The organism is Falsiroseomonas sp., from assembly GCF_051859025.1.
GTDB lineage: Bacteria > Pseudomonadota > Alphaproteobacteria > Acetobacterales > Acetobacteraceae > Falsiroseomonas.
The window spans coordinates 2,868-29,190 of the sequence record NZ_JBHYGL010000006.1 but is presented as its reverse complement, the minus strand read 5'-3'; the positions used below and the strand labels follow the sequence as shown (position 1 = coordinate 29,190).

Annotated in this window: 24 protein-coding genes and 1 tRNA gene; 8 read left to right on the top strand and 17 right to left on the bottom strand. The window is 71.6% G+C overall.

Annotated elements, in window-relative coordinates; genetic code table 11:
- Window positions 1–38 precede the first annotated feature (38 nt).
- The 5 genes from ACTIE5_RS08500 to ACTIE5_RS08480 form a co-directional block, all read right to left on the bottom strand.
- Window positions 39–776: a capsid assembly protein gene (locus tag ACTIE5_RS08500; RefSeq protein WP_439549263.1), complete on the bottom strand. Its 738-nt coding sequence runs from the start codon at window positions 774–776 to the stop codon at window positions 39–41.
- An 8-nt stretch (window positions 777–784) separates the two neighbouring features.
- Entirely contained in the window at window positions 785–2,224 is a 1,440-nt protein-coding gene (locus ACTIE5_RS08495; protein WP_439549262.1) for a portal protein, read from the bottom strand.
- A 5-nt stretch (window positions 2,225–2,229) separates the two neighbouring features.
- Window positions 2,230–2,478, bottom strand: coding sequence for a hypothetical protein (locus ACTIE5_RS08490; protein WP_439549261.1), 249 nt, complete (start codon window positions 2,476–2,478; stop codon window positions 2,230–2,232).
- A gap of 163 nt (window positions 2,479–2,641) precedes the next feature.
- Window positions 2,642–3,106 (bottom strand): hypothetical protein, encoded by a 465-nt coding sequence (locus tag ACTIE5_RS08485; protein ID WP_439549260.1) that lies wholly within the window; start codon window positions 3,104–3,106, stop codon window positions 2,642–2,644.
- On the bottom strand, window positions 3,103–3,627 hold the full coding sequence (locus ACTIE5_RS08480) for a hypothetical protein (protein ID WP_439549259.1): 525 nt from the start codon (window positions 3,625–3,627) through the stop codon (window positions 3,103–3,105). Before ACTIE5_RS08480 ends, ACTIE5_RS08485 begins: the two co-directional genes overlap by 4 nt.
- A gap of 177 nt (window positions 3,628–3,804) precedes the next feature.
- Here ACTIE5_RS08480 and ACTIE5_RS08475 point away from each other — a divergent pair, with 177 nt between their 5' ends.
- Window positions 3,805–4,449 carry a S24 family peptidase gene (locus ACTIE5_RS08475; protein ID WP_439549258.1) on the top strand — a complete coding sequence of 215 codons (645 nt, stop codon included), beginning with the start codon at window positions 3,805–3,807 and terminating at the stop codon, window positions 4,447–4,449.
- A gap of 6 nt (window positions 4,450–4,455) precedes the next feature.
- Here the strand turns inward: ACTIE5_RS08475 and ACTIE5_RS08470 are convergent, their stop codons facing one another.
- Window positions 4,456–6,636 (bottom strand): heavy metal translocating P-type ATPase, encoded by a 2,181-nt coding sequence (locus ACTIE5_RS08470; protein WP_439549257.1) that lies wholly within the window; start codon window positions 6,634–6,636, stop codon window positions 4,456–4,458.
- Between the two features lie 137 nt (window positions 6,637–6,773).
- On the opposite strand from ACTIE5_RS08470, the gene ACTIE5_RS08465 reads away from it, so the two are divergent.
- Window positions 6,774–7,208, top strand: coding sequence for a MerR family transcriptional regulator (locus ACTIE5_RS08465; RefSeq protein ID WP_439549256.1), 435 nt, complete (start codon window positions 6,774–6,776; stop codon window positions 7,206–7,208).
- Between the two features lie 39 nt (window positions 7,209–7,247).
- Here the strand turns inward: ACTIE5_RS08465 and ACTIE5_RS08460 are convergent.
- Window positions 7,248–7,322 (bottom strand) — tRNA-Gln (locus ACTIE5_RS08460).
- Between the two features lie 381 nt (window positions 7,323–7,703).
- Here ACTIE5_RS08460 and ACTIE5_RS08455 point away from each other — a divergent pair.
- Window positions 7,704–9,389 carry a M10 family metallopeptidase gene (locus tag ACTIE5_RS08455; RefSeq protein ID WP_439549255.1) on the top strand — a complete coding sequence of 562 codons (1,686 nt, stop codon included), beginning with the start codon at window positions 7,704–7,706 and terminating at the stop codon, window positions 9,387–9,389.
- 12 nt (window positions 9,390–9,401) lie between these two features.
- Here the strand turns inward: ACTIE5_RS08455 and ACTIE5_RS08450 are convergent, their stop codons facing one another.
- A complete protein-coding gene (locus ACTIE5_RS08450; protein WP_439549254.1) occupies window positions 9,402–10,166 on the bottom strand; it encodes a creatininase family protein in 765 nt (254 codons plus the stop codon).
- 67 nt (window positions 10,167–10,233) lie between these two features.
- Window positions 10,234–10,695 carry a hypothetical protein gene (locus ACTIE5_RS08445; RefSeq protein WP_439549253.1) on the bottom strand — a complete coding sequence of 154 codons (462 nt, stop codon included), beginning with the start codon at window positions 10,693–10,695 and terminating at the stop codon, window positions 10,234–10,236.
- A 202-nt stretch (window positions 10,696–10,897) separates the two neighbouring features.
- Between ACTIE5_RS08445 and ACTIE5_RS08440 the strand changes: the two genes are divergently transcribed.
- Window positions 10,898–12,211 carry a c-type cytochrome gene (locus ACTIE5_RS08440; RefSeq protein ID WP_439549252.1) on the top strand — a complete coding sequence of 438 codons (1,314 nt, stop codon included), beginning with the start codon at window positions 10,898–10,900 and terminating at the stop codon, window positions 12,209–12,211.
- Window positions 12,212–12,214: 3 nt separating this feature from the next.
- On the opposite strand, the gene ACTIE5_RS08435 is transcribed toward ACTIE5_RS08440, so the two are convergent.
- From ACTIE5_RS08435 to ubiA, 3 genes are read right to left on the bottom strand one after another with little or no spacing between them, the layout of a single operon-like run.
- The gene (locus tag ACTIE5_RS08435) at window positions 12,215–12,625 is read right to left on the bottom strand and encodes a hypothetical protein (RefSeq protein WP_439549251.1); all 411 of its coding nucleotides are present in this window, start codon (window positions 12,623–12,625) and stop codon (window positions 12,215–12,217) included.
- A gap of 28 nt (window positions 12,626–12,653) precedes the next feature.
- Window positions 12,654–13,298, bottom strand: coding sequence for a class I SAM-dependent methyltransferase (locus tag ACTIE5_RS08430; protein WP_439549250.1), 645 nt, complete (start codon window positions 13,296–13,298; stop codon window positions 12,654–12,656).
- The gene (gene ubiA / locus ACTIE5_RS08425; RefSeq protein WP_439549249.1) at window positions 13,298–14,197 is read right to left on the bottom strand and encodes a 4-hydroxybenzoate octaprenyltransferase; all 900 of its coding nucleotides are present in this window, start codon (window positions 14,195–14,197) and stop codon (window positions 13,298–13,300) included. Before ubiA ends, ACTIE5_RS08430 begins: the two co-directional genes overlap by 1 nt.
- A gap of 29 nt (window positions 14,198–14,226) precedes the next feature.
- Between ubiA and ACTIE5_RS08420 the strand changes: the two genes are divergently transcribed.
- Together ACTIE5_RS08420 and ACTIE5_RS08415 are read left to right on the top strand one after the other, a co-directional pair.
- Complete coding sequence (locus tag ACTIE5_RS08420; protein WP_439549248.1) at window positions 14,227–14,940, top strand: 16S rRNA (uracil(1498)-N(3))-methyltransferase; 714 nt, start codon at window positions 14,227–14,229, stop codon at window positions 14,938–14,940.
- Between the two features lie 50 nt (window positions 14,941–14,990).
- Window positions 14,991–16,334 (top strand): glutamate--cysteine ligase, encoded by a 1,344-nt coding sequence (locus tag ACTIE5_RS08415; RefSeq protein WP_439549247.1) that lies wholly within the window; start codon window positions 14,991–14,993, stop codon window positions 16,332–16,334.
- 157 nt (window positions 16,335–16,491) lie between these two features.
- Here ACTIE5_RS08415 and ACTIE5_RS08410 read toward each other — a convergent pair whose 3' ends face one another.
- Window positions 16,492–17,154, bottom strand: coding sequence for a GntR family transcriptional regulator (locus tag ACTIE5_RS08410; RefSeq protein ID WP_439549246.1), 663 nt, complete (start codon window positions 17,152–17,154; stop codon window positions 16,492–16,494).
- Window positions 17,155–17,211: 57 nt separating this feature from the next.
- Here ACTIE5_RS08410 and ACTIE5_RS08405 point away from each other — a divergent pair, with 57 nt between their 5' ends.
- Window positions 17,212–18,246, top strand: coding sequence for a mannonate dehydratase (locus tag ACTIE5_RS08405; RefSeq protein WP_439549245.1), 1,035 nt, complete (start codon window positions 17,212–17,214; stop codon window positions 18,244–18,246).
- Complete coding sequence (locus tag ACTIE5_RS08400) at window positions 18,243–19,217, top strand: Bug family tripartite tricarboxylate transporter substrate binding protein (RefSeq protein WP_439549244.1); 975 nt, start codon at window positions 18,243–18,245, stop codon at window positions 19,215–19,217. The genes ACTIE5_RS08405 and ACTIE5_RS08400 overlap by 4 nt, the downstream gene beginning before the upstream one ends.
- Window positions 19,218–19,508: 291 nt before the next feature.
- On the opposite strand, the gene ACTIE5_RS08395 is transcribed toward ACTIE5_RS08400, so the two are convergent.
- The 4 genes from ACTIE5_RS08395 to ACTIE5_RS08380 all read right to left on the bottom strand — a co-directional run bounded on the left by ACTIE5_RS08395 (window position 19,509) and on the right by ACTIE5_RS08380 (window position 26,107).
- Complete coding sequence (locus ACTIE5_RS08395) at window positions 19,509–20,684, bottom strand: pyridoxal-phosphate-dependent aminotransferase family protein (RefSeq protein ID WP_439549243.1); 1,176 nt, start codon at window positions 20,682–20,684, stop codon at window positions 19,509–19,511.
- Between the two features lie 221 nt (window positions 20,685–20,905).
- A complete protein-coding gene (tldD, locus tag ACTIE5_RS08390; protein ID WP_439549242.1) occupies window positions 20,906–22,336 on the bottom strand; it encodes a metalloprotease TldD in 1,431 nt (476 codons plus the stop codon).
- 22 nt (window positions 22,337–22,358) lie between these two features.
- Window positions 22,359–25,001, bottom strand: coding sequence for a PAS-domain containing protein (locus tag ACTIE5_RS08385; protein ID WP_439549241.1), 2,643 nt, complete (start codon window positions 24,999–25,001; stop codon window positions 22,359–22,361).
- On the bottom strand, window positions 24,998–26,107 hold the full coding sequence (locus ACTIE5_RS08380; RefSeq protein WP_439549240.1) for a COX15/CtaA family protein: 1,110 nt from the start codon (window positions 26,105–26,107) through the stop codon (window positions 24,998–25,000). The genes ACTIE5_RS08385 and ACTIE5_RS08380 overlap by 4 nt, the downstream gene beginning before the upstream one ends.
- Window positions 26,108–26,323 lie beyond the last annotated feature (216 nt).

Sequence of the window (26,323 nt, the reverse complement as noted above, 5' to 3'; positions counted from 1 at the left end):
CATCGGCTATTCGCCGATGATGCACGTGAACCCGTCGGCTATTCGCCGACGAGGCGCCGGAACCCGTCCGTCACGCGCTTCACGAAATCGGGCTCCCGCGTCCGCCAGTAGCGGGGGTCGCGCATCATCCGGCGCAGTTCCCCCTCATCCGGCGTCGATTCCGCCTGCGCATCGCGCGCCAGGGCCGGTTCCTTGCCTTCCATCATGCGGTGCAGCGCGACGACGCCCTCCGCCGTGCTGGACAGCGCGGTGAAGACCGCCTCCGGCAGATTGGCGCGGCCCCAGGCGGAAAGCTGGCCGGCGATGCGGCGGAAGCGTTCCTCGCCGCCGAAATGCGCCTGCAGCTTCTCCACCTGGCGGGCGGCTTCGAAATCCGCGGCGGCCTCGGCGATCAGCGGCAGAAGCCGTTCCGCGGCCAGGTCATAGACCAGCTGCACCTGGCGCGGCGTGAAGCCGGCCTCGTGCAGCTTCGCGTTCACCGCCGGATCGGGCGACACCACCTCGTTCAGCGGCGCTATCTCGTAGCCATCCGGGCTGTCGGGAATGCCCAGCAGCCGGCGCCAGCGCAGCCGCTCCTCCTCCGGCGCGTCATCGCCGGGCGGGCCCTGGCGCTGGGACATGCGGCGTTCCAGTTCCAGGTAGGATTTCAGCAGCGCATCGACGCGCAGCGCGCCGGCGGCCTCGTCCCAGAACTTCTCCGGGATTTCGGCCGGTCGGGTCGTGCGGCCCGCGGCCGTGTCCGGCTTCAGGGCGGTCTCGAGAAGATCCTCGGGCATGCCGGGGCTCACTCCTGGGTCTGGGGTTGGGCGAGGGTCGCATCGGCGGGCCGCAGGATTTCCGGCGGCGCGCCCAGCGTTCGGGCCAGCCAGCGCGCGGCCGCCGGCGCATCGAGCGTGGCGCGCGCCTCCGGCCCCAGCGCCGCCGCGGCCTGCAGGAACAGCAGCGTATCCGCCGCATCCGCACGGGCCTGCACGCGGGCGAGTGGCGAGGCGTAGGTCAGCCGCGCTTCCTGCCCATCGGGCAGCAGTGCGGGGATCTCGCCCCGCCGCCGCAGCACGGCCAGGCAGCGCGCCACCAGCGGCGTCAGCAGCTCCGCCTGCAGGCGGCCATAGGTGGCGCCGAGCAGCCTGGCACTCTGCGCGCTGCGTTCGAGCACCTCCGTCGCCGTCATGCCCGGCTTCTCCGCCGCCGCGATCCGGTCGGCCAGCAGCGCCGTGCGGATCCGCGCCCGCAGGTCGTTCAGCACGAGCTGGGAGACGTCGAAATTGCCTGGTGCGGCCAGCGGCGTCAGGCCCGATGAACCCGGCGCCTTCGGGATGATGGCGCCCGGCACGAGCCGCACGGTGGCGGGGTTCAGCACGCCATCGTCTTCCGCCTGCCAGATGCCGGTGGCGGCGATGGAGGCGTTCTTCAGCACCAGCTCCACCACCTTGTTGGCGGTGCGGATGTCGGGCAGCGCCTTGGCGACGGGGCCGCGGCCATAGGTCTCGCCCGGCACCTTCAGCCAGCGGAAGGCGATGAAGGGGCTTTCGGCGAAGCGTCCCTCGGCCAGCAGCCGGGACGTGCCGTCCTCCTCCTCCGCCACCACGGCCAGGCGGTGGCCGGCGCGTGCATCCGGCCAGGCGGCTTCCACCACCCGCAGCTTCGGCGGGGTTTCATCCTCGCCCCGGCGGCGCTCCTCGATCATCGCCGCGGGCCAGCGCGCCTTGATCTCCGCCGCCGTCAGCCGCATCGACCGGAACACGGTATCGAGCCGGCCGGACACGCCCTCCTCCAGCACCGCGTCGCGCATCGGCACGGCGGAGAAGCGCAGCGCGGAGGCCTCGCCCACCGGCGCTTCCTCCACCAGCAGCAGGCCGGTGCCGGTCACGACCAGGTCGAGGAAGGCCTGGTGGATCTCCAGCGCGAAGTTGGAGCGGTCGAGATGCCCCTGCAGCGTCTCCGCCGCCTCCTCCAGTGTCTTCGCGACCTGCTGCGCGGCGGCGCTGTCGGCCAGCTTGCGGGCCGGCGCCAGGCCGAACCAGCGCGACCACGGCGGCACCAGTTCAGCGAGCAGCGAGGCGGCGAGCTGTTCCGCCGCATCGGCCGCCGTCGCATCGAACAGCGGCGCGGCGTTGGGCGCGGGCAGGGCCACGTCGTAGCAATCCTGCCACTGCCCCTCCAGCGGGCGGCGGCGGGCGGTGGCGCGGGCGTGGCGGGCCAGGATGTCCTCGGGTGTCATCATCGCCCTCATTCGCCCAGCAGGCTCTTGCGCGCGGCGAAGGCCGGCGTCGGGTCCAGCACGCCCCGCGGGGATGTCGCGACCGTGCCCGCCAGGCCCCGCCGGGCGCGGTCCAGCGCCTTCTGGCGGGCTTCGCGGGCGGCGGTGTCGGCATTCGCCGCCGCGGCGGCGTTGGCATCGGCCTGCGCCTGGACGTTGGCCGCAGTGGAATCGACGGCGGGCGCCTTCGGCTTCGGCGCCCTGATCAGGCCACCCATGCGCGCTTCCTTCGGCTTGATCGGTGAAAGGGTCCGGGCCGCCCGCCAAAGAAATGGGCCCGTCCGGCGAACCGGACGGGCCCAAGGCAGGGACCGGAGGGAGATGCCATCGGGCGCAACTCGCCCCGTGGCCTGGCCTGTGTAGCGGCCCTTCAGGGTCGCGTCAAGAATTAATTCCTATTTCACCAAAGATTCTGCGCGGCGCCACTTCCGCCACCTGCCCACCCAGCGCGCGGAACAGCCCGAAGGGCGTCACCGCGAAGGGCGCGCCAGGCCCCAGCAGGGCCCGGCAGAGCGACACGCAGGTGAAGGGCATCAGCGCGGGGCCGAGCCTGGCCACGGCTTCGCCCGGCAGGAAGGGGCCGAGCACGCGCAGCCCCGCCCGCCGGTAGAAGCCCGGCAGGTCGAAGCCCGCCGCCACCGGCAGCCTGGCCACCATCAGGCGCCCTGACAGCGGTTCCAGCACGGTCCAGCCGGCCTCGTCAGACAGCGCGGCGAAGCAGTGGCGGAAGCCCGGCCGCAGCAGCCGCAGCCAGGGCTGGTCCGCCACGCCGCCGAAGGCGATCCAGACGCCCTGGCCGGCCGGATCGGCCGCGAGCGTCCGGCGATGCGCCAGCCGCGCCTTCATCGAGTGCGCCCCGGGAAGGGCAGGATCTCCGCGCCCCCGCGCGAAGCGGGTTCCTCCGGCAGCGTCATCCCCCGCGCCGGCCCGGGATCCATGCCCCGCGCCGGTCCGATGTCCATTCCCTGCGCCGGTCCGATGTCCATTCCCCGCGCCGGTCCGGCGACGATCCCCTTCGCCCGCAGCGGGAAATCCAGCCGCTCCATCGCTTCCCGCCACAGGCGCAGGTCGCCCGCCTCCTGCGGGATGCGCGCGCTGGGCTGGTCGCCGCGCTCCCCCCAGATGCGCAGGATGCGCGCATGCGCCAGGTCGATCCGCCGCTGGCGATACAGCCGGTCCAGCACCTTCACCACGTCATCGGGCTCGCAGGGCCGCACCACCGTGCCGCGGCCGGCGCCCAGCCGGGCGCCATCCCGCCGCGCGGTCAGCGCCGCCATGGTCCAGAACCAGGCATCCTCGGCGCAGGTGAAGGGCTCGGCGCGCGCCATGCTGGCCAGGACAGGGGCGCGGCTGGTGATGAAAGCCATCTCGAAGGGTCCTTCCTCGTCCGTTCCCGAACAAAACAGGAACAAACCCCTTCTAGGCTGTTCTATCCTGGGTTGCAAGGATGTTTGTCCTATTGATTCGCGACTCGAAACCTAGGATGTGATGCCCAGATCGAATCCCCATATCCGGGTCTCGATTCGCATGAGGGACGGGCTGCGATGCGGCACGAGGATATCTGGCGGGCGCTCGATGCCCTGGCCGCCGAACACGGGCTCTCGGCCTCCGGCCTGGCGCGCCGTGCGGGGCTGGACGCGACGGCCTTCAACCCGTCGAAGCGCACCGGCGCCGATGGAAGGGCGCGCTGGCCTTCCACCGAAAGCGTCGCCAAGGTCCTGCACGCCACGGGGACGGGGATGGAGGCCTTCGCCTCCCTCGTCACCGGCGCGCCCGCCCTGCCGCGCAACCGCACCATCAGCGCGCGGCGCATCCCCCTGATCGGCCTGGCCCAGGCGGGGGGGGAGGGCTATTTCGACGATGGCGGCTACCCCGTCGGCGGCGGCTGGGACGAGATCTCGGTCCCCGACGTTCCCGACCCCAATGCCTATGCCCTCGAAATCAGCGGGGAGAGCATGGAGCCGGTCTTCCGGGACGGCGATGTCGTCATCGTCTCCCCCGGCGCGCCCGTTCGCCGCGGGGACCGCGTGGTGGTCCGCACCAGGGCGGGGGAGGTGATGGCCAAGCAACTGCTGCGCCAATCCGCCCGCCGCGTGGAACTGGCCAGCCTGAACCCCGCCCACCCCAATTACAGCTTCGACCTGTCGGAACTCGCCTGGATGCACCGCATCGTCTGGGCCAGCCAATAGGCGTCCCTACCGCGGCGCCCAGCGCAGCAGCCGCAGCGCGTTCAGCGTCACCAGCACCGTCGCCCCCGTATCGGCCAGGATCGCCGGCCACAGCCCGGTGATGCCCGCCAGCGTCGTGGCCAGGAACACGGCCTTCAGGCCGATGGCGACCGCGACGTTCTGCTTCACATTCGCCATGGTGGCGCGCGACAGGGACACGAGTTCGGCCACGCCCGTCACGCGGTCCTTCAGCACGGCGGCGTCCGCCGTCTCCAGCGCCACATCGGTCCCGCCGCCCATGGCGATGCCCACGCTGGCGGCGGCCAGCGCCGGCGCGTCATTGATGCCATCGCCTACCATCAGAACCGGGCCGTCCTGCATCAGGCGGCCGATCTCCCGCAGCTTGTCGCCGGGCAGCAGCTCCGCCTTCACCGCCAGGCCGAGCGAGGCCGCGATGGCGCCGCCGGCGCGCGCATTGTCGCCCGTCAGCATCACCGGTCGCAGGCCGAGTGCCGCCAGCGCGGCCACGCCGTCCCGTGCATCCGCCCGCGGTTCGTCGCGCAGCGCGACCAGGCCCAGCAGCGCGTCGTCGATCAGCACCACCGCGACCGTCCTGCCCTCCGCCTCCAGAAGCGCGAGGTCGGTGGCCAGGTCGCCGAGCGCGACACCGGCTTCCGCCGCATGGCGCGGGCTGCCGACGCTGATGCGCCGTTCCGCGACGGTCCCGACCACGGCCCGGCCGGGGATGGCCGATTGGCCCCGGGCGCGCGGCGGCGACAGGCCCCGCTGGGCCGCCGCCGCCAGGATCGCCTTGGCCAGGGGATGGGCCGATCCCTGCTCCGCCCCCGCCGCCAGGGCCAGCACCTCATCCACCGATCGGCCCGGCGCGGGCAGCACCGCCGTCACGCGGGGGCGGCCCTCGGTCAGGGTGCCGGTCTTGTCGAAGGCCACGATCCGCGCGGCGCCGATCCGTTCCAGCGCGGCACCCCCCTTCACCAGCAGGCCCCGCCGTGCCCCGGCCGAAAGGCCCGATGCCATGGCCGCGGGGACGGAGATCACCAGCGCGCAGGGGCAGGCGATCAGCAGCACGGCAAGCCCGCGATACAGGCTGGTGGCCCAGTCCCAGCCCAGCGCGAAGGGCGGTACCAGGATCACCAGCAGGGAGACGATCATCGCCCCCGGGGTCCACCATGCGGAGAACCGCTCGATGAAGCGCTGCGTCGGCGCGCGGGATGCCGTCGCGTCCTCCACCAGGCGGATGATGCGGGCGATGGTGTTGTCGGCCGCGGCGCGGGTGACGCGCAGGCGGATGGCGCCATCGCCGTTGATCGCGCCGGCCATGACCGCATCGCCCCGGCCGCGCGCGACCGGCACGCTTTCCCCGGTCACGGGGCTTTCATCCAGCGCGGTGGCGCCTTCCTCGATGACGCCGTCGCAGGGCACGCGGTCGCCCGGGCGCACCAGCACCAGGTCGCCGATCGCCAGGCGTTCCGGCGCCACCGGGTCGGTGCCGCCATCGGGGCGGAGCCGCAGCGCCACCCGCGGCATCAGTTGCGCCAGTGCCTGGATTCCCGCGCGGGCGCGGCCGGCGGCCACATTCTCCAGCAACTCGCCCAGGGCAAACAGCAGCACGACGACGGCGGCTTCCGCGGCGGCGCCTATCACGGCCGCGCCGATGGCGGCGGTGCACATCAGCGTCTCGATGCTGAAGGGGCTGCCGGCGCGGGCAAGGGCGATGGCCCGCCGGCCGAAGGGCACCAGGGCCACGCCCGTCGCGGCCAGGAACAGCGGGTAGGTCAGCGCGGCCGGCAGCACCAGCGACGCCGCATAGGCGCCGATCACCAGCGCCCCCAGCAGCCAGGTCAGCTTCGCCTTGCCGGTCGCCCACCAGGGGGTCGCCCACCAGGGCCGGGCCGCATCCGTGGGATCATCATGGTCGTGCCCGTGGCCATGCGCATCCGCGGTCCGGGCATCCGGCACCGCCGCGCCATCGGCCCGTGTCATGCCATAGCCCAGCGCCGTGACCTGCGCCTCCACGGCCTCCGCCTGCCCAGCGGCATCGAGGTCCAGCGACAGCCGTTCGGCCATCAGGTTGACCTCGACCGCCGAGACCCCCGGCAGCCGCTCCACCGCCCTCGTCACCTTGGCGACGCAGGCGGCGCAATCCATGCCCTCCACCCGCCAGGTCAGTCTCGTTGCCGCGTTCATGATGCTCGCCCGCTGGTCCGGCCCCTGTTATGGGACTTCCAGCGACTGGAGGTTCAAGCCCCTTTCCCCACCCCGGTCGAAACAGCCGCGCGGCCCGCCAAGGGCCGGGCGATGGCGGAGGCGGCAGGCGGATGAGCATGACCTATTCGATCGGCGACCTGGCACGCGCCACCGGCGTGAAGCCCACGACGATCCGGTGGTATGAGCAGGAGGGTTGGCTGCCGTCGCCGGCGCGGACGGAAGGCGGCCACCGCGTCTACGGGGATGCCCATCTCCGGCGCCTCGGCTTCATCCGCCACGCCCGGGAACTGGGCTTCGAGAGCGAGGCGATCCGCGCGCTGCTGGAACTGGCCGACCACCCCGACGCCGATTGCGGCAAGGCCCATGCGCTGGCCATCGGCCAGATCCGGGAAATCGATGCAAGGCTCCGGCGCCTGGCGGCGCTGCGCCAGGAACTGGACCGGCTGGCGATGAGCTGCGCCGGCGGCGTCATCGGCCAGTGCCGCATCATCGAGACGCTGTCCGATTTCGACCACGGTCATTGCGCGGACCCGTCGCATCGCGGCGGCTGAGGCCAGCGCGCCGGCCTGATCGACGGCGATCAGAAGGACTGGTTGGGGCGCCAGGATTCGAACCTGGGAATGGCGGTACCAAAAACCGCTGCCTTACCGCTTGGCGACGCCCCATCCCGTCGCGGCGCCTCCGGTAGCGCGGAAGGCGGCGTCGCACAACGGGGGGGATGCGCGTCCCGGGCAGGGAAAACGCCTGTCCCCGGAGTCGCTGAAAACACTCGCCGGTATCACCGGGCGCACACCATCCCATGACAAGAGCGCGTCGTTCACCAAGACTTCACCCGCAGCGGCGATAAGGGGGACACAGGGCCTGCCGGCGCGGGCCCCGTGACCAAGCCCCGCAACAAGCGGAGGGCGGGCGCGCGTGTGAAGTCCTGCCGCAAAAGCGGCCCGGACGATCACGGCGTGTCGATGCGCCGGCCAATCCGGAACATGGCCATGTGCTGGCTATGCTGGCCCCATAATGGGGCCGCCGACGACGGACCTTCCGTCGCCGTGCGGCTCGCTGCGGATTCGCCACTGCCCACCGCCCCGCGGTTGCACCTGACGACGTCGGGCAACACCGCCGTGGACGGGGTGCTGAGCGGCTTCGCCTGGGGCGATGGTGATCCCGTCAGCTTCGCCTTCACCGACAGCCCGAGCGATTACGAAAGCTTCTACGGCAGCAACGAACCGATCCGCGGCTATGCGGCGATCGGCGGCAGCATGCGCGACGCCGTCCGCAAGATCCTGCTGGGCGACGCCACCGGCGGGCCTGGCAGCCCGGGCCCCTGGGTCACGGGCTTCACCAACCTGGCCATCGTCGAAAGCACGACCGATTGGGCGGCCGATATCCGCATCGCCCGGTCCTCCGCCCCCTCCACCGCCTGGGCCTATTATCCGAATGGGCGGGAGGGCGGGGATGTCTGGTTCGGCTCCCGCAGCGCCTTCGATTCGCCGCAGCTCGGCAACTACGCCTTCCTGGTCGCGGTGCATGAACTCGGCCATTCGCTCGGCCTGAAGCACCCGCATGAAAGCTGGAACGGCTTCGGCGCCATGCCGGCCGGATTCGACATGCTGGAATTCACCGTCATGTCCTACCGGTCCCATGGCGGGCTGACGACCAGCACCGGCTACACCAACGGCACCTTCGACTATCCGCAGGGCTGGATGATGCTGGACATCGCGGCGCTGCAGGCGCTGTACGGCGCGGACTACACGATGCGCAGCGGCAATACCCGCTACTTCTGGAACCCCGAGACCGGGGAGACGGTGATCGACGGCGTCGGCCAGGGTGCCCCCGGCGGTGGCGCCGGCGGCACGGCCAACCGCATCTTCCTGACGATCTGGGATGGCGGCGGGATCGATACCTACGACCTCTCGGCCTATGCGAATGGCGTGGCGGCGGACCTGGCGCCGGGCAGCTGGAGCGTGCTGTCCGCAGCCCAGCTCGCGGTGCTCGATGTCCGGGAAGGGCTGGTGACGCAGGCGCGCGCCAATGTGTTCAACTCCCTGCTCTACCAGGGCAACACCGCGTCCCTGATCGAGAATGCGGCGGGTGGCGTCGGCGCGGATACGCTGCTCGGCAATGACGTCATCAACGAGCTTTCCGGCGGTGCCGGGCGGGACCTGCTGGACGGGCGTGCCGGCGATGACGTGCTGGATGGCGGTGTGGGCGCGGATACGATGCGCGGCGGCACCGGCGACGACCGCTACCGCGTCGATGACGCCGGCGACCTCGTGGTCGAACTGACGGGCCAGGGCAACGACACGATCGTGGCTGCCATCACCGGCGCCTACACCCTGCCCGACCAGGTGGAGGCGCTGGTGCTGGAAGCCGGCACCACCGGGATCGGCAATGCGCTGCGCAACCTGATGACCGGCCATGCGGGCGCGAACCGCCTGGAAGGTCGTGGCGGCGACGACGTGCTGGAAGGCCGCGGCGGCAACGACACGCTGCTGGGCGGGACGGGCGCCGATACCTTCGTGCTGCGCCGGGGCGACGGCATGGACCGGATCGAGGATTTCACCCCGGGCACCGACCTGCTGGTGCTGGTCGGGTTCCAGGGCAGCGCCTCCTCCCTGATCGCCAGTGCGGCCGCGCTGTCGGATGGGCTGTGGATCGACCTCGGCAGTGGCGATGGGCTGCTGCTGGCCGGGCTGGCGGCGGGGCGGCTGGCGGCGTCCGATCTCGTGCTGTAGCCGCCTGCCTCCTCAGGCCCAGAGCTCGGGCCTGGCGAATTCCTCCGCCAGGCGGGAAGCGGCGGCGTCCAGCAGCCGCTCGCCCTTCGCCGCGCTGGCGCTGCGGGGATCACCGATCACGCCCGTATCCGTCATCTGGTCGAAGCCGCGGCTGCGCTTGAAGCCGGGCGGCGCGGGGGGCGCGAATTTGCGGGGCACGGCCTCGGCGATCCTGTCCGCCCGCACGCAATCCGGCGCCAGCGCCATCATCATGGAGGTCTCGGCCTCGCAGGCATGCATGACGTTGGGCTGGGATTCGAGGATGGCGCCGAAGGTGTCGGCATTGGCCAGCCAGTAGGTCAGGCCGACGACCGGCACGCCGAGATTCCGCGTCAGCTCGATCGCCGAACTCGCGATGGCCTCGGTATTCCCGCCATGGCCGTTGACCAGCGCGATGCGCCGGAAGCCGTGCCGCGCGACGCTGCGCGCGATGCCGCCGACCAGCGCCATGAAGGTCGAGAGGTCGAGCGTCATCGTGCCGCCGAAGGCCATGTGGTGCTCGGCGAGGCCGCTCCAGATGGTGGGCGTGACCAATGCGGGCGTGCCCGCTTCCGCCAGGCGCCGCGCGGTGCGTTCGGCCACCGCGGTGGCCAGCACGGTATCGACGCCGACGGCCAGATGCGGGCCGTGCTGTTCGATGGAGGCGACGGGGATCAGGACGATGGTGGCGGGCGTGGCCCGCGACTGGATCTCGGCGGCGGTCAACCGCGCCCAGAAGACTTCCTGCGAACCAGCCATGCCTGCCATCCCCTCATCGAGGATGGCAGGGTAGGGTGGATGCGGGCCTGATGTCAGTCCCCGCCAGTCAGCCCTTGGCGGCGGCCTTGCCGCGCATCCGCAGGGAGAACGCCATCAGCGCCGCGCCGATCAGGATGGGGATGTGGCCCGCGCCCGGGTCGATGCGCACACTGCGGGTGCCCGCGATCTCCACGATCATCGGCCGCAGGCTGGAGAAGACGCTGATCGAGGCCACGAAGCCCCAGACCGCCGAGGCGATGATCACCACGATGGCGAGGACGGTCGCCTTTTCGGCCCAGCGCTGCCACTGCGGCACGAAGCGCGTCGCGATGGCAGCCACCAGCGCCGCGAGGGCGAGGGCGGAAAGCACCGGCAGCTTCTCGATCATCGAGAGGTCATGCACCACATCCCCGCTGCCCTTGAACACCACCGCGGGCATGACGTAGCCGAGGATGGCGGCGCCGATGCCGATCATCAGCGTCATGCGTTCGGGGTTCAGGGCCGTTGCCCGCGTATCCGTGGTGGCCATGGGATTGGTTCCTGTCCTGGACGTGAGAGGGAAGGCCGCAAGCCGATGTGCCCCGGCGCCGCGGCCTGGCCGTGCTCCCGGCGCCGGCCAGCCTTCATGGATGAAGGATTGCTCACAGTTAATTTACACAACAAACCGGCGCAAGCGCGGAATCGCGGCCGCGGCGGTTGCGGCGGCGCGGTGGCTGGGCAAATCCTGCGGCATGCGCGCGATCCTGATCCTGCTGTCCCTGCTGCTTCCTCTCCGCCAGGCCCCGGCCCAGGCCCAGGCCCAGGCCCAGGCCCAGGCTCAGGAAGCGGTGCATGGCGGCCCGGTGCGGGCGCTGGCGGTGGCGGCGGACGGCGCCCTGGCCTCCGCCGGCTTCGACCAGTCGATGATCCTGTGGGATGCGGCCGGCGGCCGGGCGCGGGCGGTGGTGCGGTGGCATGCGGGGGCGGTGAATGCGCTGGCGGCGCTGCCCGGCGGCATGGTCGCCAGCGCGGGGGAGGATGGGCGCGTCGCCCTCTGGCCGTCCCGCCCGGGCGCGCAGCCGCTGCGGGTGCTGGAAGGGCATGGGGCGCCGATCGTGGCCCTCGCCGCATCCGGCGCGCTGATCGCCTCCGCCGCGTGGGACGGCACGGCGCGGGTCTGGGACCTGGCGGGCGGGCTGCCGCCCCGGGTGCTGGAGGGCCACCAGGGTAATGTGAACGCGGTGGTCTTCGGCGCCGATGGGGTGGTGGTGACGGCGGGCTTCGACGGCACGCTGCGCGCCTGGCCGGAGGGCGAGCCACCGCGGACGCTGGCCGAATTCGGCCTGCCGCAGAACACCCTGGCCCTGCTGCCGGGCGGCGCTTTGGCGGCGGGCGGCGCGGATGGGGTGGTGCGGATTGTCTCGGCTGACGGCGGGGTGCGGGAGTTGCAGGCGGGCACGCGCCCGATCGTGGCGCTGGCGGCATCGCCGGATGGCGCCGTGCTGGCGGCCGGGTCCATCGGTGGCAGCGTGGCGCTGTGGGATGTGGCCACGGGGCGGCTGCGGCACAGGCTGGAAGGCCCCGGCCTGCCGGTCTGGTCCGTCGCCTTCGCCCCGGATGGGCGGACGCTCTGGACCGGTGGCGCGGATCGCCGCGTGCGCCGCTGGGATGCCGCCACGGGCCGCCCGATGGGCCCCCTGGGCGGCCCCCTGGGCGGCCCCTTGGGCGGAGAGATGGAGGCCGCGCCGGCTTCGGGCTTCGATCCCCATGGCGCGCGCGTCTTCCGCGCCTGCAGTGCCTGCCATGCCCTGACGCCGGAGGGCGGCAACATGGCCGGCCCCCATCTGCACGGGCTCTTCGGCCGGCGCATGGGCAGCGTGGCGGGCTATGAGTATTCCGAGCGCCTGGCGCGCGGCGACATCACCTGGAATCGGGAGACGGTGGCAGACCTGTTCACCCGCGGGCCGGATGAGGTGACGCCGGGCACCAAGATGCCGGTGCAGACCGTGGGCAATGCGGAAGACCTGGCCGCGCTGTTGCGGTTTCTCGAACAGGCGACGCGCTGATCCTCAGCGCCGCTGCTCGGTACGGCCGATCTGGCGGCCCTGCGAATCATAGTGGCGCGTGACGCCGCCGGAGGTCTCGGACCGCCCGGTGCTGCGGCCCTGCGAATCATAGTGGCGGGTGGTGTCGCCGCGCTGTTCGCTACGGCCGACACTGCGGCCCTGCGAATCGTAGTGGCGCGTGGTGTCGCCGCGGGTTTCGCTGCGGCCGACACTGCGGCCCTGGGCGTCGTAGTCGCGCACCGTGTCGCCACGCTGTTCGCTGCGACCCACGCTGCGGCCCTGGGCGTCGTAGCGGCGTTCGGTATCGCCACGCGTCTCGGCCCGGCCGATCTGGCGGCCCTGGGCGTCATAATCGGCCTTGGTTTGGGCCGCTGCGGGGGCTGCGAGGAGCAGCAGGATGGTCAGGAAGCGCATGGGCAGAGCCTCGGCGACAAAACGGGCGTCAGGAAGGCAGCAATCGGGCGATCGTGACAATGCGTTCCGTCCGGTCTTCCAGTTCGAGCGAGGTTGGAACGCGGAAACTGCCAAGGGGTGAAAGCCCGTCCCGCGGCAAATAGGCGCGGCCGGGATCGGCCAGCCAGACCTCCGCGCCGGCGGCCGCCATGGCGCGCAGCCAGGGCAGGATATGGGCGGTCATCGGTGCCTCGTAGCAGACATCGCCGGCCAGGATGATGTCCCAGCGGCAGGCGGCGCCAACCACATCATCCTCGGGCAGGATCAGGTCCACGCCGTTCAGCGCCGCATTCACGCGGCAGGCGGCGATGGCGAGGGGATCGATCTCCGCCGCCTCGACGCTTGTCGCCCCCGCCTGCATGGCGGCGATGGCGGCGATGCCGCAGCCCGCGGCGAAATCCAGCACGCGGCGGCCGGCGACCGCCTGCGGCCCATCCAGTACCAGGCGGGCCAGGGCCTGGCCGCCGGGCCAGGCGAAGGCCCAGAAGGGGGGCTCTATGCCGGTCTGGCGCAGCCAGTCTTCCGACGCCTGCCAGATCGGGGTGATCTCCGTCGCGAGGTAAAGCTCGACCTCCGGCACCAAGGGCGGGCGGGCGATGGCGGTATGGGCGCGGATGAAGGCTTCCGCGTCCATCAAAGGCGCCCGGCCAGGAAGGCCAGCGCTATGGCGAAGCCCACTTCCCGGTTCGACTTGAACAGCACCAGGCAATGGGCGGGGTCGTGGATGTCGATCGTCAGCACCTGCCGCGCCAGCAGCGCCGCCGGCAGCAGCAGCGCCGGCAGGAAGGGCCAGGACAGGCCGGCGAGCCAGCCGGACAGCACCAACAGCGCCAGCGTCGCGCCGTAGCAGGCGGCGAGGAAGGGGCGCGTCGTCTCCCGGAACTTCAGGGCCGTGCTGCGGATGCCGACGGTCGCGTCATCCTCCCGGTCCTGATGCGCATAGATCGTGTCGTAGCCGAGGATCCAGAAGAAGCCCGCGGCCCAGAGGGCGAGGGCGGCAGCATCCAGCGTGCCCGTCGCCGCCGCATATCCCGTGGGCGCGGCCCAGGAGAACACCAGGCCCAGCACCGCCTGCGGCCAATCCGTGACACGCTTGGCCAGCGGGTAGAGCGCGATGGGGACCAGGGAGCAGGCGCCGAACAGGATCGCCGCCCAGGGCAGCTGCACCAGCACCAGCAGCCCGACCATGCAGAGCCCGGCCAGGAACAGCAGCGCCTGGAAGGGCGTCACGGTGCCCGCCGCCAGCGGCCGCCCCCGCGTGCGCTCCACCTGCCGGTCGAGGTCGCGGTCCCAGAGATCATTCACCACGCAGCCCGCAGCCCGCATGGCGAAGGCGCCCAGGGTGAACAGCACCGCCAGGCGCAAGCCTTCTCCCCACCCCTGCGCGGCGAGGGCGAAGGCCCAGAAGCCCGGCAGCAGCAGCAGCCAGGCGCCGATGGGGCGGTCGAAGCGGCCGAGCAGGGCGTAGGGGCGCCAGGCATCCGGCAGCCTCGCGACCCAGCCGGTGGCCCGGATGTCGGTGTATCCCGTCATGCGCCTATACCTGTCCGTGGAGGCCCCGCATGTCCATCCCTCGCCTGTTCCTTGACGATGCCCTGGCCGAAGGCGGCGTGGTGGAAGCCGCGCCCGGCCAGGCGCACCACATCGGCACCGTGCTGCGCCGTGGCGTGGGCGACGCCGTGCGCGTGTTCAATGCCCGGGATGGCGAGTTCGAGGCGCGGATCGAGGCCATCCGCAAGGACCGCGCCCGCTTCGCGCTGGGCCCGCGCTGCCGGGCGCCGGGCACGGAGCCGGAGGTGCGGCTGCTGCTGGCGGTGCTGAAGCGGGATGCGATGGATTGGGTGGTGGAGAAGGCGACGGAGCTCGGCGCCACCCTCATCCAGCCGGTGGTGACGCGGCGGACCATCACCGAACGCACCAAGGCGGAGCGACTCGGCGCCATCGCCCGGGGGGCCGCGGAGCAGTGCGAGCGACTGTCGGTGCCGGAGGTACGCGACGCCCTGCCGCTGCACCGGGTGCTGGATTCCTGGGACGGCGCGCCCCTGGTGGTGGCCATGGAACGCGCCGCCGCACAGCCGCTCCGCGCCCTTCCGCCAGTCCTTCCCATCGCCCTGCTGGTGGGGCCGGAGGGGGGGTTCGAGGCGGCGGAGCTTGACGACCTGCGCCGGCGGCCCTTTGTAGTGCCGGCCGCTCTCGGTCCCCGGATCCTCCGGGCCGAGACCGCGGCCGTGGCCGGGCTCTCGGCGCTGCAGGCGTTGATGGGCGATTGGGCCTGATCGGACGGGGCAGCCGCCCCGGCCGGGCGCCAGGAAGAGAACGCAGCACCATGTCGAATCCCGGCGAGGCCGACCTCACGCCGATCACCGACCCGCGCCAGCTGGCGGCCTGGTTCGCCGCCGGCAGCAAGCCGCGCAGCGCGTGGAAGATCGGCACGGAGCACGAGAAGTTTGGCTTCCGGCGAGAGGGGTTCGAAGCACCTGCCTATGAGCCCCGGGGCATCAAGGCGATGCTGGAGGGGCTGCAGGCCAAGGGGTGGGCGCCGATCATGGACGGCGCGAACATCATCGGACTGAAACGCGACGACGGCTCCGTCAGCCTGGAACCCGGCGGGCAGTTCGAGCTGTCCGGCGCGCCGATGGCCGACCTGCACGCCACCCGCGTGGAACTGTTCGATCACCTGCGCGACGTGCATGAGGTGGCGGGGCCGCTCGGCCTCGGCTTCGCGCCGCTCGGCTTCCACCCGATCGCGACGCGGGACCAGATGCCCTGGATGCCCAAGGGGCGCTACGCGATCATGCGCAACTACATGCCGCGCGTCGGCGGCATGGGGCTCGACATGATGCTGCGCACCTGCACGGTGCAGGTGAACCTCGATTTCGGCGATGAGGCCGACATGGTGGAGAAGCTGCGCGTCTCCCTCGCGCTGCAGCCCCTCGCCACCGCGCTGTTCGCCAATTCCCCGTTCCGGGAGGGCAAGCCATCGGGCTTCCTCACACTGCGGGGCCGGGTCTGGACGGATACAGACCCCGACCGCACCGGCATCCCGCCCGTCGCCTTCGAGGACGGCTTCGGCTTCGAGCGTTTCGCGGACTACGTCCTCGACGTGCCGATGTATTTCATCATGCGGGACGGCAAGTGGATCGACGCCGCCGGCGTGTCCTTCCGCGCCTTCCTGGAAGGCCGGGCGGAGAAGCTGGCCGGCCACCAGGCGACGATGGGGGACTGGGCGGACCATGTCACCACCGTCTTCACCGATGTGCGCCTCAAGCGCTTCCTGGAGATGCGCGGCGCCGATGCCGGCAGCCCCGCCATGCTCCAGGCCAAGCCCGCCTTCTGGACGGGGCTGATCTATGACGACGCCGCGCAGAAGGCCGCCGCCGCGCTGATCCGCGGCTGGACGGTGGAGGAGATGCGGTCGCTGCGCATGGCGGTGCCGGTGCAGGCGCTGGACGCCACCATCCGCGGCCGCCGCCTGCGGGACGTGGCGCTGGACGCCATCGCCATCGCGCGGGACGGGTTGAAGGCGCGCGGCCTGGGTGAGGAAGTGTACCTGGCGCCGCTGGAGGAAATTGCTTCCAGCGGGATCACCCAGGCGCAGCGCTGGCTGCAGCGGTATGAGACCGCCTGGGGCGGTGACGTGTCGCGCATCTTCGCGGAGGCGGAAGCCTGAGGGGTGTGACTTTTTAGTCGCTAAACGCTTTTAGCCGATTTAGCCCTTTTAGCACCGTTTTCGCGGGGTGCTGCCGGGGCTGGGTGTCGCGCGGCGGGCATGGCTGGGCCGGCGGCGCGCGAACGTAGCAAGAACGCAACGCCGGAGTCGAGGCCTTTCAGCCGGCCTTGGCGCGCGGTGCCGGCGCCGCCAGGGCGCGTTCCAGCAAATCCGCCATGGCGTTGTCGGACGACGCCACCATCAGCGCCGCCGCTGCCGCCGCATCCCGGGCGCGCAGCGCGGCGAGCAGGGCGCGATGGCTTTCGACCGATCGCGCCAGGCGGCCGGGGCCGAAGCCCAGGCGGAAGCGCAGCGCCTCCACCAGCGCCCAGCTTCTGGCCATGACGGCGGCGGCATCGGGGTTGCGGGCGATGCCGAGCAGCGACTGGTGAAAATCCTGGTTGGCGGCCATGGCGGCGGGGCCGTCGCCGGCGCGGGCGGCCGTCTGGAAGCGGGCATCGATCGCCTCCAGCACTTCCAGATCAGCGTCCGAGACATGGCGCACGACATCGGGCACCAGCAGGCCGAGCACCGCGCCGCGCAGCCGGTAGAGGTTGCGGATGTCCTGCGGGGCCAGGACCCGCACCCGGGCGCCGCGATGCGCGTGGGCCTCCACCAGGCCCTCACCCTCCAGCAGCCGCAGCGCGGCGCGCAGCGGCGTGGCGCTGACGCCAAGGCGGGCGGACAGCGCCGCCACGGTCAGCTTGGCGCCGGGCGGCAGCGCGCCCTCCACGATCAGGCGGCGGAGCTGGGCGGTAACGGCGTCTTCGGCGGTGGTCATGCTTGATTCTATCAAATCCATCAGGTTTGATGCAATCAAGGCAGGAGGAGGCCGGCCATGCGCATCGTCGCCGGGCAGTTCCGGGAATTGACGCAGGGCGATCTGGCGTTCGCACGCCAGATCGGCTGCGCCGGCATCACGGTGAACAAGCCGGATTTCGACAGCCCCGCCTGGGTCGATTTTCTCCAGCGGCAGTTCCGCGCCGCCGCCGGGCCGCGCCCGCCGATGCGGCGATGGTCGGCGATGGACCTCATCCTGCTGCGATCCGCGGTGGAGGCGCATGGCCTGGCACTGGAATGCATCGAGGGTGTGCCGGCCAATTGGCTGGACAAGGCGATGCTCGGCCTGCCGGGGGCGGAGGAGCAGATCGAGGACGCCAAGGCGACGATCCGCGCCATGGGCCAGGCGGGCATCAAGGTGCTCGGCTACAACTGGATTCCCGATGGCGTCTGGCGCACGGCCAAGGCGGCGCATGGGCGGGGCGGGGCGCTGGTGACGGGGTATGACGATGCGCTTGGCCAGCGTGTCGCCACCGGCAACCTGCCCGCGCGCGACGATGCGCGGATGTGGGCGAATTGGGAGCGGTTCATCACCGCCGTGCTGCCGGTGGCGGAGGAGGCGGGGGTGAAGCTCTCCCTGCATCCCGACGACCCGCCGGTGCCGGTGCTGGACGGTGTCGCCCGCATCTTCCGTTCGGAGGACGCCTTCGCCCGCGCCATGGATTTCGCGGACAGCCCGATGCACGGGATCGCCTTCTGCACCGGCACCTTCGCGGAGATCGGCGCCGGTCCGATGATGCGGGCGCTGCGGCGTTTCGCGCGGGCGGGGCGCATCCACTATGTGCACCTCCGCAGCGTATCCGGCGCGCTGCCGCGCTTCGCGGAGGCCTTCATCGATGAGGGCAATGTCGATTCCGTGGCGGTGCTGCGCGAATTGCTGGATGCGGGCTTCGACGGCTTCGTCATCGACGATCATGTGCCGCACCTCATCGACGATACCGTCTGGGGGCATCGCGGCCGCGCCCATGCCACGGGGCATATCGCCGGCATCCTGCGCGCGCTGCGCAGCAACCCAATGGGAGGACCCGCATGAGGACCACGATGATCCATCGCCGCGCGCTGCTGGCGATGCCTGCCGTGCTGGCGGCCGGCAGCGTGCAGGCGCAGGGCAGCGACCGGCCTTTGCGCATCGTCGTGCCCTTCCCGCCGGGCGGGACCTCCGACCTCATTGCCCGCATCATCCAGCCGGAATTGCAGCGGCTGCTGGGGCAGGGGGTGGTGGTGGACAATCGCGGGGGTGCAGCGGGGAATCTCGGCGCCGACCATGTGGCGAAGAGCGCGCCGGATGGCACGACCGTGCTGCTGACCGATCCGGGCATCCTGACGACGAGCCCGAGCCTGTTCGCGCGGCTGCCCTACAACCCGGCGACGGACCTCGATCCCGTCACCATGCTGATCTACGCGCCCTACATCATGGCGGTGCATCCGGGGATGCCGGTGCGCAACGGCGCGGAACTGGCGGCCCATGTGAAGGCCAATCCGGGGCGGGTGAATTTCGCGCATTCCGGCGTCGGCGCGCTGAACCACCTGACCGCACTGGTCGCCGTGCAGCATTGGGGCGGTGAGGTGACGGAGGTCTTCTATCGCGGGGGGATGCTGGGCATCCAGGCGGCCGCGACGGGGGAGAGCCAGCTGATCGTCAATGGCGCGACCGCGACGCTGCCCTTCGTGGTGGATGGGCGGCTGCGCGCCATCGCGGTGACGGGGCCGCGGCGGTTGGCGGAACTGCCCGATGTGCCGACCTTCGCGGAGCTGGGCTGGCCGGCGGCGGAGGCGGGGATCTGGCAGGCGCTGATGGCGCCGGCGCGGACGCCCGCGCCGGTGGTGGCGCGGCTGCACCGGGCCTTCGCCGACGCCCTGGCGGTGCCGGCGGTGAGGGAACGCCTGGCGGGGCTGGGGGCGGAGGTGCGGACGGAGGGGCCGGAGAGCCTGCGGCGATGGCTGGCGGGGGAGACGGAGCTGTGGGGCGGGATCATCCGGGCGCGGGGGATCAAGCTGGACTGATGGGGCGGTTGCCCGGGGGGAACGCTGTTCCCCCCGAACCCAGTGTTTCGACGCAGGGGGGCGCCGCCCCCTGGACCGGGATCGATTGATGATGGTCCAGGGGGGTCTCCCCCCTGGCGTATGGGGTATGGGGAAGGCGGAGCCTTCCCCATCAAGACGGCGCGGCTGCGTCGTCCTGAATGTGTGTTACTGGACCTGGCAGGGTTGGCGATCCCCCACCCCGACCAGCCTTCGGCGTTGCGGCAGCGCCGCAACCCCCCGCAAGCGCGGGGGAGGGAGCAGTGCGCGGCTTCAGGCGGCGGTATCAGCCAGGTAGCCCATCGCCGCATCCACCCCGCCCGGCGTGTGGGGGACGCCTTCGAGGCGGAGGCCGATCTCCGTCGCCGCCAGCGTCCCCAGCAGCATCGGTTCGTTCAGGTCGCCGAGGTGCCCGATGCGGAAGACCTTGCCGTTGAGGCGCCCGAGCCCCGCGCCGAGTGCGACATTCATGGTGCCGACGCGCCGGCGCAGTGCCTCCCCATCGTGCCCGTCCGGCATCAGGATGGTTGTCACGGAATCCGACAGGCGATTGGGTTCCAGCCCGTAGAGCTGCGGCCCGTTATTGCCGGCCCAGTGGCGCACGCAGCGGCGCGTTGCCTCCGCCAGGCGGTGATGGCGGGCGAGGACCTGGTCCAGCCCCTCTTCCTCGATCAGGCGGAGCGATTCCCGCAGGCCGTAGAACAGCGCGATGGGGACCGTGCCGATGAAGCTGCGGTGCTTGCGCCCCAGCATGGTGGTCCAGGAGAAATAGTGCTTCGGCAGGGTCGATCCCTGATGCGCGCGCATCGCCTTGGCGGAAACGCCGGTGAAGCCGAAGCCGACGGGCAGCATCAGCCCCTTCTGGCTGCCGCCGACCGCGGCATCGACGCCCCATTCATCCATGCGGAAATCGATGGAGCCGAGGGAGGAAATGGTATCCGCCATCAGAAGTGCGGGGTGCCCCGTCTCGTCCAGGATCTTCCGGATGCGGGCGAGGTCGAGGGTCATGCCCGTCGAGGTCTCGTTGTGCACGGCGCCGAGGGCCTTGATGGCGTGCGACGTGTCGGCCAGCAGGGCGGCACGGAGCGCGGCGTAGTCCACGCCCTTGCGCCAATCGGCCGGCAGCGTGTCCACGACGATGCCGAGGTCGGCGGCCATCTTTCCCCAGCTTTCGGAGAAGTGGCCGGTTTCGATGACCAGGATGCGGTCGCCGTGGGAGAGGAGGTTGGTGAGGGTGGCTTCCCAGGCGGCGTGGCCGGAGCCGGTGTACATGAACACCTCCTGCTCCGTGCGCAGGACGCGCTTGAGGCCGGCGACGCAGCCTTCGTAGACGGCCATGAAGTCCGGGCCGTTGAAATCGACCGTCGCATGGGCGACGGCCTGCATGACGCTGTCCGGGATGTTGGTCGGGCCCGGATTGGCGAAGAAGTGGCGGCCGCGCGGTTTCATCTGTGTTTCCCCGGCGCGGGGCGGGGTGGCCGCGCGCTGGGGCGATGTTCCTGCTTAACGGTGGCCATGGGAAGCGGGGGGAGCGCTGCTCCCCCCGGACCCCCCTCGCCAGGGTCGAAGGCGACCCTGGACCGCCGGGTTTTTCAATTGATGACGGTCCAGGGGCGGTTCGCCCCTGGCGTGGGGGTCAAGGGGGAGCGGTGCTCCCCCTTGGCGCCTTGTCAGACGGCGGTGCCGCCCACCGTCAGCCCCGTCATCTTCAAGGTCGGCTGCCCGACCCCCACCGGCACGCCCTGACCCTGCTTCCCGCAGGTGCCGATCCCCGGATCGAGTGCCAGATCGTTTCCGACCATCGCGACCTTGGTCAGCGCATCCGGCCCGTTGCCGATCAGCGTCGCGCCCTTCACCGGCGCGCCGATCCTGCCATCCTCGATCAGGTAGGCCTCGCTGGCGCTGAAGACGAACTTGCCCGAGGTGATGTCCACCTGGCCGCCGCCGAAATTCACGGCGTAGAGGCCGCGCTTGACGCTGGCGATGACCTCGCCCGGGTCGTGCTGCCCGCCGAGCATGACGGTGTTGGTCATGCGCGGCATCGGGATATGCGCGTGGGACTGGCGGCGGCCATTGCCGGTGGGGGCCACGCCCATCAGGCGCGCATTCTGCCGGTCCTGCAGGAAGCCGACCAGGATGCCGTCCTCGATCAGCGTGGTGCGGCCGGATGGCGTGCCTTCATCGTCCACCGTCAGCGACCCGCGGCGATCGGGGATGGTGCCGTCATCCACCACCGTCACGCCGGGGGAGGCGATCCGCTGCCCGAGCAGGCCCGCGAAGGCGCTGGTCTTCTTGCGGTTGAAGTCGCCTTCCAGCCCATGGCCGATGGCTTCGTGCAGCAGGATGCCGGGCCAGCCCGGGCCGAGCACCACCTCCATCTCCCCGGCCGGTGCGGGCACGCTGTCGAGGTTCAGGATGGCCTGGCGCAGCGCTTCCTCCACCGCGGCCTTCCAGCTGGCCTCGTCCAGCACGCGGTCATAGGCGAAGCGGCCGCCGATGCCGGTGCTGCCCGTCTCCCGCCGGCCATTCGCCTCCACGACGACGGAGACGTTGAAGCGCACGAGGGGGCGGAGGTCCGCGACGCGGCCGCCATCGGGGCGGAGGATCTGCACCGCCTGCCATTCGCCGAAGATCGAGGCCATGACCTGCTTCACCCGCGGGTCGCGGGCGCGGGCATAGGCATCGACCTGCTGGAGGAGGTCCGTCTTGGCGGCGAAGCCCATGGCCGACAGCGGGTTGAGGTCGGAATAGAGCTGCGTGTTGGTGGCACGCGGGCCGACATCCAGCGTGCCGGAATGGCCCTGCGCCACGGCCTTCACGGTGTCTGCCGCGCGGGAGAGGGCGGCTTCCGTGATTTCCGCCGCATGGGCGTAGCCGGCGGCTTCCCCCATCACGGATCGCAGGCCGAAGCCGCGCGTGGCGTCGAAGGAGGCGCTGCGGATGCGGCTGTCCTCCAGCGTGATGGCCTCGCTCTCCCGGTGTTCCAGGAACAGCTCCCCATCCTCCGCACCGCTGGCGGCGGCGGCGGTCAGGCGTTCGGCCGCGGCGCGGTCGAGGGTGGTGAAGAACAGGGCATCGGTCACGGCCAGGGGATTGGTCACGGGGTGTCCTTCCGGAATTCGCTCAGGCCGAAATGCTGTCGGGCGGTGGGGCAGGGGCGACCAGGCAGGCGGCGGGAAAGCGGAGCACGGCGGCGATGCCGGGCGCGCCTTCCGCATCCTCCGCCGGGTCTTCCAGCGACAAGGTGCCGCCCATCGCCTCCGCCAAGGTGCGGGCGAGGTAGAGGCCGAGGCCGGAGCCCTGGAAGCGGCGGGAGAGGGAGGCATCGACCTGGGTGAAGGGTTCGAAGACGCGGTCTCGATCCTCCTTCGCGATGCCGATGCCGGTATCGGCCACCTGGATCTGCAGCCCGGCTTCGGTCAGCGCGGCGGAAAGGCGGATGCGGCCGCCCTGGGGGGTGAACTTCACCGCGTTGGACAGCAGGTTCATCAGCACCTGCTGCAGCCGCGCGGCATCGCCCACCAGGTCCGGCAACCCCTTGGGGACCGAGACGGCGAGGGAGAGCCCGGCCTGGATCGCACTATCCGCCACCGCCTGCGCGGCGCCCTGCAGCAGGGGCGCGAGGGGCACGGGCAGGCGCGCCATGGGCAGCATCCCGGACTGGCTGCGCGCGACATCCAGGATGTCGTCGATCAGCACCAGCAGCTGCCGGCCGGCTTCGTTGATGGCGCGGGAATAATCCTCGATCCGCGCGGCGTTGCGTTCGCCGACCAGGGCTTCCGAGAAGCCGATGACGGCGTTGAGCGGCGTGCGCAGCTCATGGCTCATGGTGGCGAGGAAGCGGGACTTCGCGAGCGATCCTGCTTCCGCCGCGGCGCGGGATTTCTCCAGCTCCATGCGGATGCGGCGGTCATCGGTGACGTCGGAATAGGTGATGACGTAGCCGCCATCCGGCGTGGGGTCGGAGGCGATGTCGATGACGCGGCCATCGGGCCTGGCGCGGCTGTAGCGCTGGGGCACCGAACGGTCGATCGCCTTCATGCGCACGGCGCCGTCGGGGGTGATCTGGCCGCGCATCACCTGTTCGTCGATCAGGTCGTCCATCAGCCGGCCGGGCACCAGCAGGTCGGCCGGCATGCCGGTCAGGGCGGAAGTCTTGGCATTGGTCGCGACCACGCGGCGGTCGCGGTCATACATGATGATGCCGTGGCGGATGGTGCCCATCATCGCCTCCAGCGTCGCGGCCTGCTGGCGGGCCTCATCCTCCGCCCGGTGCTGGGCGGTGACGTCGGTGACGACGGAGATGTGCCCGCCATCGGGCAACATGGCGTCGCGGATGGAGATGACGGAGCCGTTCGGCCGCCGGCGCAGCATCTCGTCCCAGCCATCGGAGCTGCGGACGAATTTGCGGGCCAGGGTGCGGGCGGCGTGTTCGGCGGAGAATTCGCCGGCGGCGACGCGGCGGGCGGCCAGGTCGTCGATCAGGTCGCCGACCTGGACGGGGGCGCCTTGCATGATGCGGGTATAGGCGGCGTTGAACATCTTCACCCGGCGGTCCGGGCCATAGACGCAGACGCCATGCGGCAGGGCGGCGAGGATGCCATCCAGCATCGCCGCGCGGGCGCTGGATTCGGCTTCCGCCTTCTGCAGGGCGGTGACGTCGGTGATGACGGAGATGTGGCCGCCATCGGGCAGGCGGGCGGTGCGGGCCTCGATCACCGTGCCGTTGGGGCGCTGGTGCAGGACGGGGCGGCCATCGACGCCGTCGCGGGCGAATTGCCGGTCCAGCACCGCTTGCGCCTGAGCCGGCGTGAATTCGCCTTCCGCCACGCGGCGGGCGACCAGGTCTTCCAGCGTCTCCCCCAGCTGGACGGCGGAGCCGTGCATGATGCGGGCATGGGCGTCATTGAACAGGGAGACGCGGCGGTCGGGGCCGAAGACGCAGACGCCATGCGGCAGCGCGGCCAGCACCGCGTCCAGCATGGCGGCGCGGCGGCGGGCATCATCCTCCGCCCGCTTCAGGGCGGTGATGTCGTCCACCTCGATCAGGCAGCCGCCATCGGGCATGGGCTGGGTCTCGAAACGCAGCACCTCTCCCCCCGGGCGCTGGCGCAGGCGGGTGGCGGCGCGGTGGCGGTCGCCCTCCATCCGCGCGCTGATGAGGGCGCCCTCATCGGCCGCGATCTCCCCCCGGCTGGCGAGAAGCTCGATGACCTCCCGGTGCGTGTGGCCGGGACGGATGCTGGCGGTGGGAAGGCCGATCAGCGTTTCATAGGCGGGGTTGGAGAGGCTGAGGCGCATCTCCGGGTCGAACAGCGCGACGCCGCCATGCAGGCGGGAGAGCACGGATTCCAGCTGGCGCGCGCGGCCCGATGCCTCGGCCTCCGCCCGGACAAGGGTGGTGACATCGGCGGCGCAGGTGAAGAAGCCGCCATCGGGCAGGGGGCGGCTTTCCAGCAGCACGGTGCGATCGCCGCTGATGCGCAGCAGGCGGGAGGTGGCGCGGCTGCGGTCCACCGACAGCACGGCGCGGGACAGGGCTTCCGGGTCCCCGGGACCATAGCCGCCGGCCCAGGCCAGGATGCGGACGATGTCGGCGAAGGGGGTGCCGGGGGGCGCCAGGCGGGGGTCCAGCCCCTGCCAGGCGAAGGGGGCATCGTTGGTGAGGACGAGGCGGTGGTCGGCGTCGAAGACGACCAGCGCCACCGGCAGCGCGGCGAAGAGCGCCTGCAGCGTTTCGGTCGGTGGCGCCGGCGATGCCGTCACTTGGTGGAGGCCGGGCGGAGGGGAGCCGGGTGGAGGGGCGCGGCGCGCAGCCGATGCAGCGCCACCAGCGCCGCCGCCAGCACCAGCACTGCCGTCGCCTGGTGCAGCGTGCCGAGCGAGACCGGCACCACATGCACCAGCGTCGCGACGCCCAGCGCGTATTGCAGCGCGACCGTGGCGCCCAGCGCATAGACGGCATGGCGGGCCGGGCCGGCGGGCAGGCGGCGCCTGGCGGCCCAGACGGCGCCCAGCGCCATCACCGCCGCGACCGTCGCCAGCAGGCGATGGTTGAACTGCACCGCCAGGATGTTGGTGGTGAAGTTGGTCCACCAGGGGTCCATCATCAGGTAGCCATCGGGCAGCCACTGCCCATCCATCAGCGGGAAGGTGTTGAAGGAGAAGCCGGCCCGCGTGCCGGCGACGAAGCCGCCCGCCAGCATGGCCGCGACCAGCGCCCAGACCGCCACCTTCACCATCCGCCGGACCGGCCGCGCCTCCGGGGCCGCGGTGCCCACGGGGCGCAGCAGGCCGAGCGCGGTCCAGACGAGCGCCGAGAAGATCAGCAGCGCGAGCCCCAGATGGATCACCAGGCGATAGGGGGCGACGGCGGTGCGATCGGCCTCGAACCCCGAGGCGACCATGTACCAGCCGACCGCGCCCTGCAGCCCGCCCAGCGCCAGCAGGCCGAGCAGCCGGGGTTTGGAGCCCGCGGGGATGCGGCCGCGCAGCCAGAACCAGGCCAGCCCGCCCGCATAGGCAAGCCCGATCAGCCGGCCCCAGAAGCGGTGGAGCCATTCCAGCCAGAAGATCTCCTTGAACCCCTCCATCCCGAAGCCGGCATTGAGCAGCGCGTATTGCGGGATGGTGCGGTAGAGGTCGTAGAGGCGCTGCCACTCCGCCTCGCTCATCGGCGGCAGGGTGCCGGACAGCGGCGCCCATTCCATGATCGAAAGGCCGGAGCCGGTGAGGCGCGTGGCGCCGCCGATGGCGACCATCGCCCAGACCAGCCCGGCCACGGCCAGCAGCCAATAGGCCACCGCACGGGCATGGGGGGCGGCCTGGGTGCCGTCATCGGGCAGGGTCTGGGGGCGGAGATCGAAGGGCATGCGCGCAATATAGAAGCGGTGGGCGATCTGCGCAGCACCCACCCCCTCACGCTTGCCCGCTTTCATCGCCCCTGCTACCCCGCCCGCCCATGGCCCCCGCGCTTCCCCCGGGGCCGGACCGGCCCCCGGGCGCCGTTTCGGCGCCCTTCCCCGATCCCACTGGCGCCGTTTCGGCGCCCTTCCCCGATCCCACTGGCGCCGTTTCGGCGCCCTTCC